This window comes from Mycobacterium sp. NGS67 (genome assembly GCF_059812185.1).
This window is the reverse complement of sequence record NZ_JCALCF010000001.1, coordinates 271,610-287,316: the sequence shown is the minus strand read 5'-3', so window position 1 is coordinate 287,316 and position 15,707 is coordinate 271,610. Positions and strand designations below refer to the sequence as shown.

Annotated in this window: 13 protein-coding genes; 5 read left to right on the top strand and 8 right to left on the bottom strand. The window is 69.3% G+C overall.

What is annotated here, in order from left to right; all coding sequences use genetic code 11:
• Positions 1 to 60 precede the first annotated feature (60 nt).
• The 5 genes from AC5Y4D_RS01380 (at position 61) to AC5Y4D_RS01360 (ending at position 4,523) form a co-directional block, all read left to right on the top strand.
• Positions 61 to 615 carry a Jag family protein gene (locus tag AC5Y4D_RS01380; RefSeq protein ID WP_499943012.1) on the top strand — a complete coding sequence of 185 codons (555 nt, stop codon included), beginning with the start codon at positions 61 to 63 and terminating at the stop codon, positions 613 to 615.
• Between the two features lie 82 nt (positions 616 to 697).
• Positions 698 to 1,429 (top strand): 16S rRNA (guanine(527)-N(7))-methyltransferase RsmG, encoded by a 732-nt coding sequence (rsmG, locus tag AC5Y4D_RS01375; RefSeq protein WP_500036153.1) that lies wholly within the window; start codon positions 698 to 700, stop codon positions 1,427 to 1,429.
• Entirely contained in the window at positions 1,426 to 2,463 is a 1,038-nt protein-coding gene (locus AC5Y4D_RS01370; RefSeq protein ID WP_500036152.1) for a ParA family protein, read from the top strand. Before rsmG ends, AC5Y4D_RS01370 begins: the two co-directional genes overlap by 4 nt.
• Before the next feature lie 3 nt (positions 2,464 to 2,466).
• The gene (locus tag AC5Y4D_RS01365) at positions 2,467 to 3,450 is read left to right on the top strand and encodes a ParB/RepB/Spo0J family partition protein (RefSeq protein ID WP_500036151.1); all 984 of its coding nucleotides are present in this window, start codon (positions 2,467 to 2,469) and stop codon (positions 3,448 to 3,450) included.
• A 314-nt stretch (positions 3,451 to 3,764) separates the two neighbouring features.
• The gene (locus tag AC5Y4D_RS01360) at positions 3,765 to 4,523 is read left to right on the top strand and encodes an acetyltransferase (RefSeq protein WP_499943016.1); all 759 of its coding nucleotides are present in this window, start codon (positions 3,765 to 3,767) and stop codon (positions 4,521 to 4,523) included.
• On the opposite strand, the gene AC5Y4D_RS01355 is transcribed toward AC5Y4D_RS01360, so the two are convergent.
• From AC5Y4D_RS01355 to AC5Y4D_RS01320, 8 genes are all read right to left on the bottom strand, one after another.
• The gene (locus tag AC5Y4D_RS01355; RefSeq protein ID WP_499943017.1) at positions 4,520 to 5,746 is read right to left on the bottom strand and encodes an N-acetylmuramoyl-L-alanine amidase; all 1,227 of its coding nucleotides are present in this window, start codon (positions 5,744 to 5,746) and stop codon (positions 4,520 to 4,522) included. The genes AC5Y4D_RS01360 and AC5Y4D_RS01355 overlap by 4 nt on opposite strands.
• A gap of 167 nt (positions 5,747 to 5,913) precedes the next feature.
• Entirely contained in the window at positions 5,914 to 6,267 is a 354-nt protein-coding gene (gene trxA, locus AC5Y4D_RS01350) for a thioredoxin (protein ID WP_499943018.1), read from the bottom strand.
• Positions 6,264 to 7,256, bottom strand: coding sequence for a thioredoxin-disulfide reductase (gene trxB, locus AC5Y4D_RS01345; protein ID WP_499943019.1), 993 nt, complete (start codon positions 7,254 to 7,256; stop codon positions 6,264 to 6,266). Before trxB ends, trxA begins: the two co-directional genes overlap by 4 nt.
• A 115-nt stretch (positions 7,257 to 7,371) precedes the next feature.
• Entirely contained in the window at positions 7,372 to 8,061 is a 690-nt protein-coding gene (locus AC5Y4D_RS01340) for an RsmA family anti-sigma factor (protein WP_499943020.1), read from the bottom strand.
• A 104-nt stretch (positions 8,062 to 8,165) separates the two neighbouring features.
• Positions 8,166 to 8,738, bottom strand: a complete 573-nt coding sequence (gene sigM / locus AC5Y4D_RS01335; protein WP_499943021.1) for an RNA polymerase sigma factor SigM — start codon at positions 8,736 to 8,738, stop codon at positions 8,166 to 8,168.
• A 37-nt stretch (positions 8,739 to 8,775) separates the two neighbouring features.
• On the bottom strand, positions 8,776 to 12,420 hold the full coding sequence (murJ, locus tag AC5Y4D_RS01330) for a murein biosynthesis integral membrane protein MurJ (RefSeq protein WP_499943022.1): 3,645 nt from the start codon (positions 12,418 to 12,420) through the stop codon (positions 8,776 to 8,778).
• Complete coding sequence (locus AC5Y4D_RS01325) at positions 12,417 to 14,804, bottom strand: DUF6049 family protein (protein WP_499943023.1); 2,388 nt, start codon at positions 14,802 to 14,804, stop codon at positions 12,417 to 12,419. Before AC5Y4D_RS01325 ends, murJ begins: the two co-directional genes overlap by 4 nt.
• Positions 14,801 to 15,535 carry an NUDIX hydrolase gene (locus tag AC5Y4D_RS01320; RefSeq protein WP_499943024.1) on the bottom strand — a complete coding sequence of 245 codons (735 nt, stop codon included), beginning with the start codon at positions 15,533 to 15,535 and terminating at the stop codon, positions 14,801 to 14,803. Before AC5Y4D_RS01320 ends, AC5Y4D_RS01325 begins: the two co-directional genes overlap by 4 nt.
• Positions 15,536 to 15,707: the final 172 nt, after the last annotated feature.

Sequence of the window (15,707 nt, the reverse complement as noted above, 5' to 3'; positions counted from 1 at the left end):
TGAGGAACCATGCGGCGCACCAGCCGCGAATACCCACAGGGAATGAGGGGAGAGAACGCTATGACGGATGCTGACATCACCGATGTCGACACCCAAGACCAACCCGAGACCGAGGCGGCGAACGGGGCAGCGGTCGACGACGGCGAGGACCTGGAAGAGCGCTTGGTCGCCGAAGGCGAGATCGCCGGGGACTATCTGGAAGAGCTGTTGGACCTGCTGGACTTCGACGGCGACATCGACTTGGACGTCGAAGGCAACCGCGCGGTTGTGAGCATCGACGGCAGCGACGATCTCAACAAGTTGGTCGGCCGCGGGGGCGAGGTGCTGGACGCGCTGCAAGAGCTCACCCGGCTGGCCGTGCACCAGAAGACCGGCGTGCGCAGCCGGCTGATGCTGGACATCGCGAGTTGGCGCCGTCGTCGCCGGGACGAACTGGCGTCGCTGGGTGACAAGGTGGCCCGGCGGGTAGCCGAGACCGGTGAGCGCGAGGCCCTCTCGCCGATGACACCGTTCGAGCGCAAGATCGTCCACGACGCGGTCGCTGCCGTGCCCGGGGTGCACAGCGAAAGCGAGGGCGTGGAACCGTCCCGCCGCGTCGTCGTGCTGCGTGACTGATTCGTAGGACGACTGTGACCCGGCCGCGATGACCGGAGTTACAGCGGTGTAGTTCGGTCGGGTCGGACGCGGGAACGGAGGAATGTTTCACGTGAAACATGTCGATCCGTTCCCATTGCGGCCCGACGCCAGCGCTTCGGGAGCCGACGCCAGTGCCGCCACTGCAGCGGCGGAGGCGGTCTTCGGTCCACGGATTGAGCTGGCGCGGCGCTACGCAGACATCCTGGCGACAGCGGGGGTGGAGCGCGGGTTGCTGGGTCCGCGGGAAGTCGCACGCCTGTGGGAGCGCCATATCTTGAACACCGCGGTCATCGCGGAGCTGCTCGCCCCGAACGATCGGATCATCGACATCGGCTCGGGAGCCGGGTTGCCGGGCGTGCCACTGGCGATCGCCCGGCCAGACTTGCGTGTCGTCCTCCTGGAGCCGATGCTGAGGCGCACCGACTTTCTCCGCGAGGTCGCCGAAGAGTTGGACCTGCCGGTCGAGGTGGTACGTGGCCGCGCGGAGGAACCCGGCATTCGCAAGAGGTACGGCGGCAGCGATGCGGCGGTTTCACGGGCCGTCGCTTCGCTAGACAAACTGACGAAGTGGAGTATGCCGTTGCTGAGGCATGAGGGACAGATGATCGCCGTCAAGGGCGAGCGTGCTCAGGAAGAGGTCGAGGAACACCGGCCTGGGATGGCTGCGTCCGGTGCGGTCGATGTCAGGGTGGTGGCGTGTGGCGCGACCTATTTGGAGCGACCCGCGACCGCGGTGGTGGCGCGGCGCGGCACGCCGGTCCGGCGTACGCGGGCGTCCGGGGGAGCGGCATGAGGTGGAGCCGTAACGCAGCCGCGCCGACGGAGCAACCGGCCCGGCCGGCGGTCCCGTCGGCTACCGATCCAGGAGCCCAGGAGGGCGTGTCCCCGGTGGCGGCGACGCCGTCGCGGGCGCAGAATCCCACGGTGAATGTTTCACGTGAAACATCGACCGAATTCGACACTCCCATCGGAGCCGCCGCCGAGCGGGCGATGCGAGTGCTGCACACCACCCATGAGCCGCTGCCGCGGCCCCGGCAGCGCCGCGTCTTCACCATCGCCAACCAGAAGGGCGGGGTGGGGAAGACGACCACCGCCGTCAACCTCGCGGCCGCACTCGCGGTCCAGGGCCTCAAAACGCTCGTCGTCGACCTCGACCCCCAGGGCAACGCCAGCACCGCACTGGGCATCACCGACCGGCAATCGGGCACACCGTCGTCCTACGAAGTGCTGATTGGCGAGGTGGCCCTGCGGGATGCACTGCGCCGCAGCCCGCACAGCGAACGGCTCTTCTGTGTGCCGGCCACCATCGACCTCGCCGGCGCGGAGATCGAATTGGTCAGCATGGTGGCGCGGGAGAACCGGTTGCGCAACGCCTTGGCCGAACTGGACAGCTTCGACTTCGACTACGTCTTCGTGGACTGTCCGCCGTCGCTGGGTCTGCTCACCATCAACGCCCTCGTCGCGGCACCCGAGGTGTTGATTCCGATCCAGTGCGAGTACTACGCCCTCGAGGGCGTGTCACAGCTGATGCGCAACATTGAAATGGTGAAGGCTCACCTCAATCCGCAACTCGACGTGACGACGGTGATCCTCACGATGTACGACGGTCGGACCAAGCTCGCGGATCAGGTCGCCGAAGAGGTGCGGCGGTACTTCGGGGACAAGGTTCTGCGCACGGTCATCCCGCGCAGCGTGAAGGTTTCCGAGGCACCGGGCTACAGCATGACGATCATCGATTACGATCCCGGTTCGCGCGGGGCGATGAGTTATCTGGACGCCAGCCGCGAACTCGCCCAACGTGATCGACCACCAGCCGGGAGGGACTAACTGATGACGACACCGTCACGCCGCAAGGGCGGCCTGGGCCGCGGCCTGGCTTCGCTGATCCCCACCGGTCCCGCAGACGGCGACTCCGGCCCGGCGACACTGGGCCCGCGCATGGGATCCGCAGCCGCCGACGTGGTGATCGGTGGCCCGCTACCGGATGCCGCCGCGATGGGCGCGGTATACCGGGAGATCGCACCGACCGACATCGAGCCCAACCCTCGTCAGCCGCGGCAGGTCTTCGATGACGAGGCGCTCTCGGAGTTGGTGCACTCCATCCGCGAATTCGGGCTGTTGCAGCCGATCGTGGTGCGTGCGGTCCCGGGAGCAACAAGTGGTGCCCGCTATCAGATCGTGATGGGGGAGCGGAGGTGGCGCGCGGCGCAGGAGGCGGGCCTCGCCACGATCCCGGCCATCGTGCGCGAGACAGGCGACGACAACCTGTTGCGCGACGCACTGCTGGAGAACATCCACCGGGTCCAGCTGAACCCTCTGGAAGAAGCGGCGGCATACCAACAGCTGCTCGACGAGTTCGGGGTCACCCACGACGAACTGGCCGCCCGCATCGGCCGGTCGCGCCCCCTGATCACCAACATGATCCGGTTGCTCAAGTTGCCGATACCCGTTCAGCGTCGGGTGGCCGCGGGTGTGCTGTCCGCCGGCCACGCGCGGGCTCTGCTGTCGCTGGAAGCCGGACCGGAGGCGCAGGAGGAACTGGCGAGCCGGATCGTCGCGGAAGGCCTCTCGGTGCGCGCCACCGAGGAGGCAGTCACGTTGGCCAACCGGGGGGACGGCGCCGCACCGGCACCGCCCCGGCGTAAGCCGATCCAGATGCCCGGGCTGCAGGATGTCGCCGAGCGACTGTCGAATGCCTTCGACACCCGGGTCACCGTCGCGCTCGGAAAGCGCAAGGGCAAGATCGTGGTCGAATTCGGATCGGTCGACGACCTGCAGCGGATCATCGATCTGATGACCGCGACGAAGGCGTGAGACGGCTCGACCCGACATACCAAGTAATTACGTCACTGTGACACCGACCTGGTTCCGGGACCCGTCCCGGTCGACTCGAGCCGTCGTCGATAACGGAGATCCGTTGTGCGTCAAGTTTTTTCGGTAATCGACGAGCCGACCGACGGCGACACTGGCCCGATACCGGCCGACTCTCCTATTCTGGAGGGGTTGCCGGAGTACGTCAGGCCGGGGAGAGCGGGGACGAGCCACATCGGCCGTGCTACGTCGCGAGAACGCCGGGTGGCATGCGCAAGGTCGTCGGGCGTGAGCACCGCACGGAGACTAGGAGTCTAGTGTCAGCTCGGATTACAGCGCTGCGGCTCGAAGCCTTCGAGCAGCTCCCCAAGCACGCGCGGCGGTGCGTGTTCTGGGAGGTCGACCCGGCGACGCTCGGCAAGGACGAGCACCTGGCCGATCCTGAATTCGAAAAGGAAGCATGGCTGTCGATGGTCATGCTGGAATGGGGCTCGTGCGGGCAGGTTGCCACCGCGGTCCCCGACGAGCGCAGTCAGGCCGAACCGCCGTGCGTGGGGTACGTCCTCTACGCGCCACCGCGGGCGGTGCCGCGGGCACATCGCTTTCCGACCGCGCCGGTGTCGGCGGACGCGGTGTTGCTGACCTCGATGGGAATCGAGCGCGGGCACACCCCCTCCGAGATTCTCGACGACCTGCCGGCCAGTCTGATCGCCCGGGTCATCGACGAGTTGGTGCGCCGCGGCGTGCGGGCACTGGAGGCATTCGGCCGCACCGAGGCGGCCACCGAGTTGCAGCCGCCGATCGACCCCGATATCCAGCCGGTGGTGGAATCGCTCGGCGACTGCTCCGTCGAGCACTGCATTATCGACGCGGACTTCTTGCTGGACGTCGGGTTTGTGGTGGTCGCGCCGCATCCGTACTTTCCGCGGCTGCGCCTCGAACTGGACAAGGGGCTGGGCTGGAAAGCCGAAGTCGAAGCCGCGTTGGAGCGCCTGCTGGAGAATGCGCAACTGGAACAGCCGGTCGGGGCGGGGACGGCGGGCAATACCCTCGAAGCTCGGCGCCGGTCCGGTTAGGAACCGGTGATCCGGCTGGCCCGTTCCCGCTCGACACTCAACTCGTGGGCGAGCAGTTCGGCGAAAGTGAAAGTGCCGGTGGGCCGGTCGTTCTTACCCAACAGGTAGAGCCGCTTCACCGCGGCGAGAATGCCTTCGGCGATCGCGTCGCGAGTGCGGGTCGCGATCAGCATGTCGCGATCGCCGGGATTGGTGATGTAACCGACATCGACCTGGACGGTCGGCATCCTGGTCAGCCGCAACAGATCCCAGGTGCGGCCGTGCACCCGGCAGTCACGTAACCCCGTGCGGGCCACCACTTCTCGTTGGATGAAGTCGGCCAAGTTGCGGCCGATGGTGGACACCGAACCGTGTGAGTTGCCGAAGTGGAACGACGCTACGCCGTTTGCCGAAGGGCTGCTTTGGGTTTCGCAGCGCAGGCTGATCATCAGGTCCGCGCCAACGGAATTGGCGATCGCCGCACGTTCGGCGTCCGACGGACTTCCGTTGGTCGGCCGGGACAGGAACGTCTCCATGCCGATGGCCGTCATGCGACCTTCGAGCCGACTTGCCAAGTCCCACAGCACGTCTGCTTCGCTGATCGGACCGCCCGGCCCGTTGGTGATCAGGCCGTGGTCGTTGCCGCCGCGACCCGGATCGATGATGATGCGCTTGCCCGACAGCTTGGGCCCGGACCGGCGGACCAGCTCCTCTTCACGGATCGCGTGCGGTGAGCCACCAGAGACCCGGGAACTGAGAAAGTACAAAGAGCGCAACGTTTCCGGGCCGCAGATGCCGTCGGCCGACAGTCCGTACTCACGCTGATAGGACATCAGTGCGTTGTGGGTCTGCAGGCCGAAATGCCCGTCCACCAGACCGGTGTAGAAACCGAGATCCTGCAGCCGGGCCTGCAGTGTGGCGACGTCGTCACCGTAGAGAGGCGCACCGAACTGGTGATACAGGGTGCGGGCACCGAGGCGGTAGGAGGCTTCCTTCAGCGCGCGGTAGGTCGCCTCCCCGACGACGCCGTCCACCAACAGACCGCGGTGCTGCTGGAAGGCGCGGACGGCGTGGTCGAGTTCGCCGTCGAAAACGTCGGCCGCGACATGGCGGCCGGTGTCCAGGTCTTCGTCGGGGTTGTCCAGCATTCCCAGCGCGGCCAGCGCCGCCCGGATTTCGGTGACCGCGGCGCCGCGGTCGCCACAGCGCAGCGCGTCGCCGTCTTCACGGCGCGGATCCGGCATACCAAGGGCCCTCCGGGACTAATTGACATCGCCGCCAAATGCAGCGCAGTTAACCCGTATTGTCGCAGATCCTCGCCCAGATCAGGAAAACCCCAGGCCAGTCGGGGACTCGTTTCGGCAACAATAGCGGCGCCACCCGGACGCCGGACGGAACGATATGCGGCCGGTCAGGCCAGCTCGGGAACCGCGTCGGAGAGTTCGCGCAGCAACGCCGCTTTGCCCTTGGCGCCGACGATGCGCTTCACCGGCTGACCGTCCTTGAACAGGATCAGGGTGGGGATCGAGACGACGTCGAACTCGACCGCGGTCTGGGGGTTGGCGTCCACGTCCAGTTTGGCCACGGTCAGGTCGGCCGAGCGCTCGGCGGCGATCTCTTCAAGCACCGGCGCCACCATCTTGCACGGACCGCACCAGGTCGCCCAAAAGTCAACCAGCACAGGCTTGTTGCTGGACAGCACGTCGGTGGGGAAGGAGGCGTCGGAGACCTCGATCGTGCCGGATTTCTTCTCGAGGTCGCTCATCGCTTTGCTCCAATCAATTCGGTGCTGTCGGCCGGTCCAACCGATTGGTGTCCCGCGAGCCACCGTTCGGCGTCGATAGCAGCCGCGCAGCCGCTGCCCGCCGCGGTGATGGCCTGCCGGTAGGTGCGGTCCACCAGGTCTCCGGCGGCGAAGACGCCGTCCAGGGAGGTGCTGGTGGTGCGTCCCTGAACCAGGACGTAGCCGTCCGGGTCGAGGTCGACGGCGTCGCGCACCAGCGCCGAGCGCGGCTCGTGGCCGATCGCGACGAACACCCCGGTCACCGGCAAGGTGGTCTCCTCGCCGGTGCGGGTGTCGCGCAACCGCAGGCCGGTCACCGTGTTGTCGCCGTCGACTCCGAGCACAGCCTTGTTGGTGAGGATGGTGATCTTCTCGTTTTCCACGGCCCGGTTGAGCATGATCTTGGACGCGCGGAACTCTTCGCGCCGGTGAATCAGGGTGACGCTGCGGGCGAACCGGGTCAGGAAGGTGGCTTCCTCCATGGCCGAGTCGCCGCCCCCGATCACGGCGATGTCCTGGTCGCGGAAGAAGAACCCGTCGCAGGTGGCGCACGAACTCACTCCGCGGCCCAGCAGTTCCTGTTCGCCGGGGACGTGCAGGTAGCGTGCGGCCGCACCCATCGCCAGGATGACGGCGCGGGCGCGAAACGTCTCGCCTTCGGCGGTCACCACGGTCTTGACCGGGCCGTCCAGCGACACCGATTCGACGTCTTCCATGCGCAGGTCGGCGCCGAAGCGCAGCGCCTGCTCGCGCATCTGGTCCATCAGTTCCGGGCCGGTGATGCCGTCGCGGAAGCCGGGGTAGTTCTCCACCTCGGTCGTGGTCATCAGCGCCCCGCCGAACGAGGTGCCTTCGAAGACCAGCGGCTTCAGTTGCGCCCGGGCGGTGTAGAGCGCCGCGGTGTAGCCGGCCGGACCGGAGCCGATGACGATGACGTCGTGAATGGTGTCTGGGGAAGCGGAAGCGGTCATGCGTGCCTTTCGGGCGGGAACCGGTCACATGGGGACATAGCTCTGCAAAGTCTACGAACGCCAGACTAGGCAGTGCTGTTCCCGGTGGTGGCGCACGACACTAGGCGCGCGGCACTTAGCCGCGGGGAACCGTGGTGGTGGCCAGCAGCCCGGTGTCGGCGGCGCTGCAGTTCTGCGCCACCGCGTAGGCCGTCACGGTGTCGGGGGTGTCGCCGGGCATGACCAGCAGCACACCGGGGCGCGCGTTGACCTCCACCGGTTGAGCGCCCAACACCTGCACGGACGCCGGATAGCCGAGTCCGCTGAGGCACGAGGCGCGTTGGGCGGGGTTGGCGAGGGTGCCGAAGTCGGGCGGGCGGCGCAGCAGTTCCAGGATGTCGGGATCCGACAGCGGTATCACCGGGACGGGTGTGGAGACGGTGATGTGCCCGGCGGTCGGCCCCAGATCCGGTTGCGGCGCAGGCTCGTTCAGCAGCGCGAAGGTTCCGATGGCGACGGCGGCGACGACCGCGCACACCCCGGCGATGCCGGCCAACAGCCGCCCGGGACGCACGGGTGGACGTGCCGCGTGGGCGGCGCCGCGGGAGCTCTCGGCTCCGCGAGTCCCGTCCGCGGACTCGGCACCGAAGTCCGCCAGGTCGCGGCGCACCTGGTTGAGGGCCACTAAGGCCTCGGCGGCCTGCGGGTCGGTGCGGATCCGGCTGCGAACTGCGGCGGCGGTGTCGTCGTCGAGCAGCCCGGCCTGCAAGTCGGCGAGCAGTTCGACACTCAGCCGCGGATCCGGATCGTTCTGGGCACCAGTCATCGGACCCAGTGTCCGTCATGGGCACGTCGCCGTTGGCGCCCGCCCGTACCCACGGGGCGCGTCCGGGCCGGGAATGCGGTTGCGGGACAGGCGAATGCCGCACTCTAGCAACCTAATTCGCAGGTATCGAGGTACCCGAGCAAGTAGGCGAGCCGGGCACGCGCGCGGGCGCATCGGCTCTTGACGGTGCCCTCGGCCACACCCAGCAACGCGGCGGTCTCGGCGATCGAACACCCCAACATGTCGACGGCGACGACGGCCGCCCGGTGCTCGACGGACAGCCGCATCAGCGCCCGCTGCACGACGATCGCGGTCTCGACCTGCGCGGTGCGGTCGGCGACCGGATAGTCGTCGTCCAACGGCACCGCCGGCCGGGACTTGGCCCGGCGCAGCCGATCCAGGCACGCGTTGAGCACGATGCGGTGCAACCACGAGCCGACCTCGGCGTCATAGCGGAACGCGCCGGCGCTGCGGTGTGCCGACAGCATCGCGTCCTGCAGCGCGTCGTCGGCGTCCTCGGGGCTCACGCTGGTCAGCCGGGCCAGCCGGTAGAGCCGTCGGTGGTGCCGTGCGAAGAGTTCGGCGAAGGCGTGACGGTCCCCGGCGACGTGCGCGGCCAGCAGTTCAGCGTCGCTGTCGGGCTGTCGTCTCGCGTCCCATCTACCCCGGAAACCCACCCGCCGGAACGTAGCCGAACGGCGGCGGCCGGGCACTTCAGGAAGCGGCTTGGATGGTGATTTCGGAGATCGCGGCCTGGTTCTTGCCGTCGGTGGTGCCCAGCGTGGAGATCCACACCAGCAGGTTCGAGGTCGGGGCGGACGCCTTGACCTGAATGGTGTTGTGGCCGGGCTTGAGTGCGGTGGCCGGCGTCAACACGGTGGTGTCGCTGAGCTTCGACGGGTTCGGCGAGGCCGAGGAGCGGATCTCGACCTTCGTCCCGGTGCTGGAGATGTCGATCGTCACGGTGCCGACGACGGTGGGTTTGGGTAGCTGCAGCAGCAATCCGACCCCGTTCTTGAAGTTGGGGAACGGCACCGAGTCGGTGTACGGGTCGGTCTGCCACGAGGTGGCCGGATTGCCGTCGATCGCGTTCCCGGCGTCGGCGGCGGCGTCGGCGTCACCTTCGGGGGAGAAAACGGTCGCCTTGGTGGGTTTGACGGTGCTGCCCGACGGTGCGGCAGGGCCGGGGGATTCCGAAGCCGACGAGGACGACGGGTTGTTCAGCCCGAGCTGATCGCCCTTGAGCCCGCTGCCGACGTCGCCGAAGATCTTGCTCACCACCGACGCCAGCACCAGCAGCGCGACCAGCAGCACCGCCGCACCGGCGCCCAGCCCGATCAGCAGGTTGCGGCGGCGGCGGGAGTAGACTTCGCCGCCGCGCTCGGCTGCGGCGCGGCGCGGGGAGGTGGGCGCGGGCACATCGTCGATCGGACTGATCACCTCGGTGCGGTCGGCGACCGCGGTGGCCTGTTGAAGTAGGTTCAAAAGCGTTGAGGCGCTTCGTATTCCGCCGTCCTCCTGGACCGAGCGCACGGCGACGGCGGAAATCTGGAACGGGATGTCACGGTCGACGACGGTCGGTTCGACGGGCTGGCCGCCGGCGTCGCGTTCGGCTGGGGCCAACCCGCTGCGCACCCCGGTCTCCGGCAGCGGCCACCGGTTGACCAGCAGGGCATACAGGGCGGCGCCTATCCCGCGGATATCGTCCTGCGGGTTGGCGTCGGGCATGGTGGCCGGGTAGGCCAGCACCACGTCGCCGTCGATGCTGACCCGCACCCGGCTCGGGTGGTCCAAGGACAGCGCGACACCGGCGCGGTGCGCGGCGTCGGCGGCGGCCGCCAGCGACTGCATCGCCCGGATCGCGCCGACCGGCGACGGCGAGGTGTCCGCGACTTCCTGTAGGGAGCCCCCGCGGATCCACTCGGCGACCACCAGGCCGCCGGTTTTGGTGTGGACGACGTCCAGGACGCGGGCGATGCCCGGCTTGTCGATCCGGCTCAGCCGCAGCGTGCGCGACAGGATTTCCTGCAGCACCTCGTCGGGCAGCGCACCCTCGGGATCGACGAACGTGAGCGCGACCTGGCGGTCCAGGGCGGTGTCCAGCGCCTGCCAGAAATGCAGCGGCGGTATGCCGCCGTGCGAGATCAGCAGGCGGTAGCGGCCGTTGGCGATCCGCCCCCCGGGCACCAGGTGGGAGTCGTCCTGCGGCGCCGCCGGTTCGGGTCCGCGCTCTCGGGGCGCGTCGAACGGGATCGGCCCCCGCGTCTCGGCAGGCGGGCCACCGTTGACCTGGTCGCGCGGTGCACTGCGGTCGTGACCCGGCGGAATGTCGGGCTGGAAGTCGTCGGCTCGCGGCGGCTGTTCTTGACCGGCCTTCGAGGTGGGCGAGGCACCGGCCGAGGCGCTGTCCGAAGTGCGGTCGGTCACCCCCAGTCCTTTCGCCAGGCCGGCCCCGCCAGGTCTGCGCCGGATGGGTTCCGGGACCGCATTTCCCCTCGGCAGGGACGGATTTCTTTGCTCAGGGTACGTGACCGGCGGGCGCTCGGACGACACCGTCGCCTTGGCCGGCGGCGGCTGAGGCCCGGGACGTCCCAGCCGGCGCCGAATCAGATCGAGGGCGGCGCGGGCCTCCGGGATCCGGGCGCCGAGCATCACCGCGGCCAGGATCGGCACCATGATGGCCGCCAGGGCGAACAGGCGCAGCAGCGACGCCATGCCGCCGTGCGCGGTCAGCCGGTCCAGTCCCAGCAGCCGGTCGGCGACGTGGGCGATCAGCCCGGCCAGCAGCGATGCCGAAATCGTCACCAGGATGGTCCGCACTTCGGCCAGGCCGATCAGCCGGCCGCCCTTCGGCCGCAGGCTGCGGCGCAGCAACAGGTGACCGACCAGCGCCCCGGCGAGGAAGCCGAGGCCGTTGGCGGTTCCGAGATACCCGGCGACCAGTTGCGGGTTGCTGGTCAGATGCGGTACGGAGAGCGAGCCCGCGATCTTGACCGCGGTGATGACGACAATGATGACGATCGGCGTCCACGGTTGCTCGCGGGCGTAGAACACCCGCAGCTGCAGCAGCACCAACGCGTAGGGGATCAGCGTGAACGCCGACAGCGCGATCGCGGCGCCCAGGTAACCGGCGTCGACCTGACCGAAATGCCCATAGGCGAACAGTGCGCTGCCCATCGCCGAGCCGCCGACGGTCATGAACGCGACCGCGGGAATGAGGGTGATCATGGTCAGCCGGGTCGCCAACGACAGGTCGGCCAGCACCGCCGGGATGTCGTCGGCGGCGGCGTTGCGGCTCAGCCGCGGCATCACCACCGTCAGCACCGTCACGCCGATCATGCCGAACGGCAGCATCAGCACCAGCCAGGTGTAGTTGTAGATCGCCGGACCGGAGGCGGCCGAGGTGCTGGCGATCTGGTTGCCGACGACCAGCCCGAGCTGGCTGATCAGCACGTAGAGCACCATCGCGGCGGCCATGGTGCCGAAGCGTTTGAGCCGCTCGTCGATTCCCCACAGCGGGCGCAGGCTGATGCGCTGGCGCCGGATCGCCACCAGCAACACCGCGGTCTGCGCGAACACCCCCAGGCTGGTGCCGACGCCCAGGACCAACAGCTTGGCGTTGCCCATCTCGACGGGGTCGACGGACAGCTCACCGGGGACCAGCAGGTAGACACCCAAGGTGGCGATCGCGACGACATTGTTGACGACGGGCGCCCAGGCCGGTGGCCCGAAGATGTTGCGGGTGTTCAGGATCGCCATGAACACCGACGACAGGCCGTAGACCAGCACCTGAGGCAGCAGCAGGTAGGCGAACGCGGTGGTGAGGGATTCGTTGACCTCGGGATTGCGGCCCAGCATCAGTCGGACCAGGAGCGGCGCGGCCAGTACCGACAGCGCGGTGGCCAACAGCAGCAAGGTGGTGGCCAGGGTGACCAGCCGCCGCATGAAGGCCGCGCCGCCGTCGGGGTCGTCCTGCTCGGCGCGGGCCAGCACCGGCACGAAGATCGCGGTGAACGTCGCCTCCAAGACGAGCGCGGCGACCAGGTTGGGCAGCTGATTGGCGACCGAGAAGGAACTGGACAGGGCCGCACCCAGGATCGCGGCCAACAGCACGATCCGGGCGAAACCGGTAAGACGGCTGATCAGCGTCGCGAACGCCATCCCCCAGGACCGCTTCACCAGCGCGGCGTCGGAAAGTTCGGGTCGACGGCGCGGCTGTCCGGCGGGTGGTTGCTGCGGGGTCCAGCCGGGGCGGGGCGGCAGGCCGGGCGGCGGCACGGGAGACCGGGGCTGGGAGAGCGGCGGACGCTGCGACGGCCGGTGCGGCCGTGGTTGCACCCGCCGGGGTGCGGGGTTCATACGCGATGCTCTTCGTGAGCCCGACGTTCGGTTGCCCGGTGCTGCTCGACGGACCGGCCGTGGGCGGGCGGATCGGGCCGATCCAGGTCGGCGCGGTCGGGCTGGCCGCGGAAGCGGTGCCACAACCGCCGTCCGGCCAACGCCACCAGCACCGCCGCCGCGGTGAGGGTGATCGCGAACAGCACCTTGCCGTAGGCGTTGGAGTGCACCGACAACCGCACCGGCTCGCCGAGCGCCGCTCCGTCCGGGGTGCGCAGTCCGACGTCGACGGCCACCCGCTGGGTGAAGTTGACTTCGACCGGCACGCGCAGCGGCAGATATCCGGGCGGCAGTTCGATTTGCCCCACGTCGGTGACCGTCATGCCGGGCGGGGCGTCGACCTGCAATCGCACCCGGACCGGCACCGCGAGTCCGTTGTGCAGCGCCAACGGCAGCGGACTGTGCTCGGTGGCCAGCGTGTAGGAGCCGCTGGGGTTGACGATCGTCACCGCGCCGAAGAAGTCGTTGATCGTGGTGCCCACCACCGCCAACCGCTGTTGGGCCAAGCCGTTGCGGGTGTCGGGCGGCATCGACTGGCTCAACGAGCGCAGCATGTCCTCGCGCAGCGGCGCGGTGTACTGCTCCCCGGTGAGTCCGGTGCGGTCGTCGGTCATCATCGCCGAGGTCAGTTTGGACAGCCGGCCGACCTGTCCGGCGATCTGCGCGGTGACCTCGTCGCTGAAGCGGCCCCGCGCCGAGTTGTAGGCACCGGGTAGCTGCGGTGGCTCGGTGTGCGCCGCGGCCTCGGCGACCAGCGCCGGCAGCGGGCGCGGCACGGCCAGCCCGGAATGGACGGCGGTGGCCAGCGCGGTCAGGATCAGCTGCGCGTCGTCGCCTTGCAGCGTCCACGACGCCGGTGGCACCAGGATCTGGGTGCGCGGCGCGGCGTCGGGGGACAAGCCGCGCCACAGCATCGCGCCCAGCGCGTCCTGGCGGCGTGCGGTGACCGAGTCGTGGTTGATGCGCACCGCCAGCGACGGGTCCAGGTAGGTGGGCATCACCGGGTTGGTGCCGGCCGCGGCCAGCGCGGCGCCGATGGCCGGGTCGAACGGTGCCGTCACCACCCGGGTGGACAGCCGCCGCGGTGTGATCTCGGCGCTGCCGGTCGCGGTGGCGGCGTCCTGCGGCGGGAAGTCCGCGGCCGCTACCGCGACGGTGCTGTCGTTGGCGTCGAGCAGGCTGACCGCGCGGCTGGTGAGTGGGCCGTCGGGCAGCACGGTGGCGCCCCGGACCGAAGCGACGTCCAGGATGCGGTCGACGATGTCGCCGGTGCTGACTGTGGCGGTGGTGTTGAGGCTGGGATTGTTGACCCGCGCCAGGGCGTCCAGGTCGGCCTGGGCGTAGGGCAACGGCACCACACAGGTGCGGTGCGCCAACGCGCGCAACCGGTTCAGCCACAGGTTCGCCGGGGTCTGGCCGGTGCCCGGATGCGTCGGTTTGCCCGGCTGTTGGGCCGGGCCGTCGGGTGAATTGGACACCACGTAGCCCGCGGTCATCGCGTTGACGGTGACGAGCAGGTCGGGATCGACGGCCAAGCACAACGCGCGCCCCACCGCGCCGTCGGGATCGATGTCGCGGCTGGTCGCCAGCTCGGCCGCGGACAGCAGGGTGTCCAGCCGTCCCCCGGGGGCCAGCGACCCGGCCAGCTCGTCGTCGACCAGGCGTACCGGGATGGTGCCGCCGGGCACGCCGGGAGCCAGCCGGGGGCGGTCGGCCAACGGCCACAGCATGGTCATCCACACCGGCTTGCCGGTTTCGGGTGCCACGGCCGCGGCGATGTCACCGGCCTTGTCGGGCGGAACACCCACCACTGGCAACAGGAACCGGGCATTGTCCAGGCGCGCCGGCGCGCCGTAGTCGGGTGTCCCGTTGACGTTGACCAGCACGGGGAAGATGCCGGGCTTGTCGATTTCCAGCGACGGACCGGTCAGCGACCGCAGCGGGGCGGACAGGCTGAATCCGGCCTGCTGCCCGCGCTGCAGTTCGGGGGAGACCGTGAGGAAGTCGGCGGCCGGCTCGTACTGGTCGGTGTTGCCGTCCAGGGAGGTGCGCAGCGCGGACGAGGAGGTGACGGCGCCGGCGTGCTCGAGCCGGACCATCACGTCGTGCACCGGCCGGTCACCGATGTTGGTCACCATGCCGCTGACGGTGACGACGGGATCGCTGGAGGTGGTCACGATGTCCGGGGTCACCTGGTCGATGCGTACCTGCACGAACGGGGTCGGGGCGGGTTCACCGGCATTGGCGGGCGGGGGAGCGGTGAGCGCCATGCCGAATCCGGCCACGATGCCCGTCACCGCGGCGAGACGCACCAACTTGGCCCACCGAAGTCGTGGCGCGATCACGGCCCCTGCCCGTGACCGTTCTTCCGGCCCGGAGCGGAGTCGTTGGCGTGACGGGTGCGCGAGTGTGTCTGCGGGCGTCTGCGCGGCGAGCTCGGCGGCAGCGGCGGCAGCGCCTCCTCGCCGTCGCTCTGCAGCTTGCCGATCAGTTCGTCGGCGACCTCGGCCAGTTTGCGTTCGTCGGCGTAGGCGAGCCGGGACGGCAGCTCGTGAATGGGCACCCACGCCACCTCGGCGACCTCCAGGTCTTCGTCGGAGAGCTCTCCGCCCAGGAACCGCATCAGATAGTGGTGCACGGTCTTGTGCACCCGGCGGCCGTCGGTGACGAACCAGTAGTCGATGCGCCCCAGGGCGGCCAACACGCTGCCCCGGATACCCGTCTCCTCGGCAACTTCACGGATCGCGGTCTGCTCGGCGGTTTCGCCGAGCTCGATGTGCCCCTTGGGCAGCGACCACAACATCCGGCCGCGACGATCGACCCGACCGATCAGTGCGGCAACCTGCTCGTCACGCGGGCCGTCGATTCCGTCGATGACCAGGCCTCCGGCCGACGTCTCGTGCACGGTACGCATCCGGTCGGGGCCGCGCCGGACGCGGCGCTTTGCCGCGGTCGCCGGGCTGGGCGCAGCGTCGGGCGCTGGAGTGTCCGCGGTGTTCTCGGCCGGACGCGCGCCGCCACGACCGCGACGCCGGCCCCGGCGCCTGCGCGGTCTGGCCTGTTCGCCCTCCGACATTCAAGCGATATTAGCTGGCCGACGTGGGTGTTCTGGACTCACTCGCCGTCCGGGGGGCCGGGTCGTTGCCGGTCGGGGACGGCCCTCTTCGTGACGTGGGCCACTCGCATCAGGTGCGGCCGGCCCGGCAAAGAGTGTGAACCCACGGTTTTGCGGGTGAGTCCAGGGCGAA